This is a genomic window from Candidatus Aquicultor secundus (assembly GCF_002791875.1).
GTDB classification, from domain to species: Bacteria; Actinomycetota; Aquicultoria; order Aquicultorales; family Aquicultoraceae; genus Aquicultor_A; species Aquicultor_A secundus.
Map to the genome: position 1 here is coordinate 1 of NZ_PFNG01000111.1, position 4,297 is coordinate 4,297.

A 4,297-nucleotide genomic window follows, 5' to 3' on the forward strand; every position below is an offset into this window, starting at 1 on the left:
TGAGAGCACCTTTAGCGAATCGAGCGCCGTATCAACGTAGGACCTGGCGGTATCTTTGGCGCGGGCTACCGCGCCGCTTTGATCGATCATGGCAAGCGCTGCTTCGACCTCGCTGTCGCTTGGCGTTACGTTTGCGATAATCGCAGCAAGTTCACTTTGCCGCCCCAAGGTTTCGAGCGCGTAAAGCATCGGTACCGTTACCGTGCCGTCGCGCACGTCTACCCCGGTTGCTTTGCCGGTTTGCTTACCGCCGACTATATCCAGGACATCATCATAGATTTGAAACGCAACGCCCAGGTCCTCGCCGTACCTTGTAAGTGCGGCAACCTCGGCTTCAGATGCGCCCGACAAGTACGAACCCACCTGGCAGCATGCCGCAAACAACGCGGCCGTTTTGCGCCTCGCCTTCTGCACGTAATCGCCCATGGACTGATCGGCTACGTGCGCGGTTACCATCTGATCGAGTTCACCCAGGCTCAAGTCGACGGCCGCATTGACCATGATTTCAACAGCGCGTATCGGTGTGTGTGAGAGCAGCTCGAACGCCGTTGCAAACAAATAATCGCCCGCCGCTATCGCAACCTGCTCGCCCCACACCGCGTTAACCGTAGGAATCCCGCGCCTGGTCGATGCGCCGTCCAGGATGTCGTCGTGAATGAGCGACGCCATATGGATAAGCTCTGAGGCCACAGCGGCCGGCATTAACTTCTCAACATCATAATCGCCGACCATGCCGGCCAGCAGCACCAAAACAGGCCGGAGCCGCTTTCCGCCGGCTTTAAGAGTGGCGAGAGACGCTTCGGCCAACACCCCATCGCTTCGTGTGGCCGCCTTGACGAGTTCTTTCTCCACCTCTACCAGGTCTTGGAGGATATGCTGCGGAATCGGATAGGATTTATTCATAATCTTAAATAGTATAATTTAAATGCCGTTTTTCTGTCTACTGCAAGAAAATGCGGGCTGAGCTACAAAGGGGTTGTAGAAAGTAATGTCCCGAGTTCTACCGCAGTACGGAAAAGGCCGGCATTCTCGTCCGAAACCGTAACGGGTTTATCGTGCTTTTGCCCGGCCGCCTCCACCCCGGCGATCTCGGCAATTGCCTTTACCATGTGCTCGACCACAAACCCCTTCCGTACCGTAGCGGCAATCGTTATCGCCTGCGCGTAGTAGAAATCCGCCGTAACGAGAAACAGGTTCTGCAGGTTATCCCCTGCATTGAGATTCGCCATCTCACGGTAGTGTTTTTCGGCGGCAAGACGCAGTAACTCCAGCCCCACAGCCACCGGCCTTAGCTCTTCGGAGCGATATGTCCCGAGGCTTGCGGTTACAAACAGAAGCGTGGCAAGAGGAAGGCCTTCGATATCTTTAGCCTGGTCCTTTAAAAGCCTATGGCCAGAAAACGCATGTTCTTTAAGCAGTTCCTTAGCGGCGGTTATGTCCTGTTCGATTTCGCTTTGAAGTGACATCGTATCGCTTAGTCTCATCATATTTTAATTTGCCTGTGTTTACCTTTTTTGTAAGTAGTAAGATAAAATTTGCAGTTCGACGGAGAGGTCTACCTGACGTAAAACCACACCGGCAGGAACATCGATTGTTATCGGCGCGAAGTTAATGATAGCTTTTACCCCGGCGTCAACCATCCGGTTTGCGACGCCCTGGGCCGAGGGGGCCTGCGTTGCAATGATCCCTATGTCCACCCCACCCTGAGTATCTTTGACGATGCTTTCAAGGTCGTTTATATGGTTCACCGTGAGGCCGTCGACAACCGTACCCACTATTGCGGGATCGCGGTCAAATGCGCCCACTACTTTGAAACCCTTCTGCGAAAACCCCTGGTAGCCTACGAGAGCCCCTCCTAAGCGCCCCAGCCCGACAATAACGACGGTCCTGTCCCTTAAGAGGCCAAGCCATTTAGATACCTCGTTTATAAGCTGATCGACATCGTAGCCCACACCCCGGGTACCGAACTCGCCGAGGTAGGAGAGATCTTTTCTTAACTGCGCGGCGTTGGTCCCAGCATGCTGGGCAAGGCCATGAGACGAGGTAATTTGCTCGCCTTTGTTCGCCAGCATTACCAGGGCACGAAGGTAAACGGGCAATCGTGTTATGGTTGTTTGTGGAATTTTAGCTTTCTTCAATAGCTACCCTGCCCATCCGTCTTAATCTAAATAAAGTAATTTTGTTATGTACTTTGTGATTATGAGAACTTTTGCTTGATTGTAACCCAAATCACATGCAGCTGTCCACTAAAGACTGGATGATAGCCCGGGTAATTTATACCGGTGATGCTCTAAGTTCTACTTTTTCCCAAGCAGCTGAAGTGCGGCTTTGGCTTCCGGGTCATCCGGCTGCAGGACAAGGTACTTCTTATAGTACTTCTGCGCCTCTTTTTTGTTCCCTAATTGCTGGTAGCACTTCGCCATTATTTGAAATGCCGTTTTTTCCTGTGGGTTGATGTCGAGCACAAACTTGAGCGTCTCTATTGCTTGCTGGTATTTCCCTTGGAACATATAGACATTGCTAAGAAGGATACGCGCCGAATATGCATTCGGACGCACGCTGATCGCCTGCTGCAGCTCGGCTACCGCCGTATCGAGCATTGGGTCTTTCGAACTCGTTGCAAGTTTCGCGTGCCCGCTGGCCAAGAACACGTAATGGTCCCCTTCCAACGGCTCGTACTCCTGAGCGGCCTGGTATACGGATACCGACTTGGCGATCATATCGCGGCTCTGCTGCATCACACCAACCCTATCCAGGAACATGCCGTAGCCGTCATAATATCTTCCGTTTTTATATAATTCGATCGAACGCTCATAGTTACTCGTTGCCGCCTCGATTTGCCCTTCGTTACCCAGCTGAATCGCCGCTGCATAGTCGTAATCAGCAACATACATAGCCAGGGCATAGTAAGCGGATACGGCTGAAATGACAATCACGACAACCATGGATGCCTGGAGCGAGAACCGCATCCCTTCGGTTGGTTTCAGCTCAAATGATCTTACGGCCGGCGTCACGGCAAGTATAGCGCTAATAACTAGGAAGAACACCCCGGTGCTCCCCGAGATACTCACGCCAAACAGAAGGTGGATGAAATACCCGATAGAAGCCCCTATAAGAGCCGCATATGTTAGTCTATCATCGCCTTCAAGCCGTCGTGAATACTTAATGGCGATGGCCATAATGGTGAAAAATAGCCCGATTAGGATTAAGGTGGCCGGGATACCGACTCCGGCAGCCAGCTGAACAACCCAGTTATGAGCATTGTCGGCGACCGTTTGCCCCGAACCTTGCGCCACATACGCTTTGGTCTCGTAGCGTTCAGAGCCAAGCCGGTAGGTGTCGGGGCCGAGGCCGAAGACCGGCTTCGACTCGATCATCTTCAAACCGGCCTTCCAAATCTCGATACGCGACGCGGCGCTTCCCTCGGTGAGCTGGGTCGTCGATTTCAAGCGGTCGACGAGGTTCATAACGCCGTGGCCGGTGCTTGCCGAGTACGCCATGACAACCGCAAAAATACTAACAAATGCGACAAGTACGAGCAGCAGCTTCTTTTTGTCGGTGAGAATCGTTTTCCCACCTAAAACCGCAAGAACGACAAGTGCCACCGCCGAGCCCAGCCAAGCACCACGGGTGAACGCCGTCAGCAGGCATAAAAGGCTTATGAAGAGGATCGAGCCCATTAAAATATTGTTTTTCGCATCACGGGCTTTCAAGAACTCGACAACCGCAAGCGGCATCAATATGACGAGAAACCCGCCGAGAAGGTCGGGGTTGCCAAACGTGGAAAAGCTTCTTCTCTGCTCGAATGGAAGCGTCGCCCACGGCAGGGGGTCCAAACCTAAAAATTGTATAACTCCATAAAGAGAGACCAGGCCGCCGGTAAGCGTTATGGTTTTACTTAATGTCGAGAGCCTCTTAAAGCTTGTAAATGCCTGCAGTGCTAGAAAATAAAGTATTCCGTAGTTGAGAAACGTGAGCAAGCCTTCATACCGTTTGTATTTTCCGTGGATTGCTGTTGGAACGTGAACAGAAGTAATGGTGGATATAAAGACAAGCAGCAGGAACGCGATAACGGCAAAGTCGACCTTGCTCCAGCGCAGTTCTTTCTTTCGGGTTGTCACCATCTTCCATACCCATAGGGATACGGTCACCAGCGTAAATATGCGCAGCAACAGAACCTTTGCGATATCGAACTGGTCGAAGGTGATCCTGGACATGGCCAGCGGGAGAGCTACCGAAATTGCAAGAAGCCCGTAAAATACCCACGTGTCGAGCTGATTGGGAAGGGCTACCGCCT

The 4,297-nt window shown here is 52.3% G+C and carries 4 protein-coding genes; all 4 read right to left on the bottom strand.

Annotated elements, in window-relative coordinates:
- Positions 1 to 903: polyprenyl synthetase family protein (locus COY37_RS04645; protein ID WP_286976406.1), on the bottom strand; the 903-nt coding region annotated here is incomplete at its 3' end.
- A gap of 62 nt (positions 904 to 965) precedes the next feature.
- A complete protein-coding gene (locus COY37_RS04650) occupies positions 966 to 1,466 on the bottom strand; it encodes a hypothetical protein (RefSeq protein ID WP_286976408.1) in 501 nt (166 codons plus the stop codon).
- Between the two features lie 39 nt (positions 1,467 to 1,505).
- Positions 1,506 to 2,138 carry a redox-sensing transcriptional repressor Rex gene (locus tag COY37_RS04655; RefSeq protein ID WP_286677876.1) on the bottom strand — a complete coding sequence of 211 codons (633 nt, stop codon included), beginning with the start codon at positions 2,136 to 2,138 and terminating at the stop codon, positions 1,506 to 1,508.
- Between the two features lie 159 nt (positions 2,139 to 2,297).
- On the bottom strand, positions 2,298 to 4,297 hold a 2,000-nt coding region (locus tag COY37_RS04660), incomplete at its 5' end, for an O-antigen ligase family protein (RefSeq protein ID WP_286976411.1).

What these genes read in the sequence shown, in the direction of transcription:
- COY37_RS04650 (WP_286976408.1), bottom strand. Translation starts at nt 1,466, where the DNA reads ATGTCACTTCAAAGCGAAATCGAACAGGACATAACCGCCGCTAAGGAA.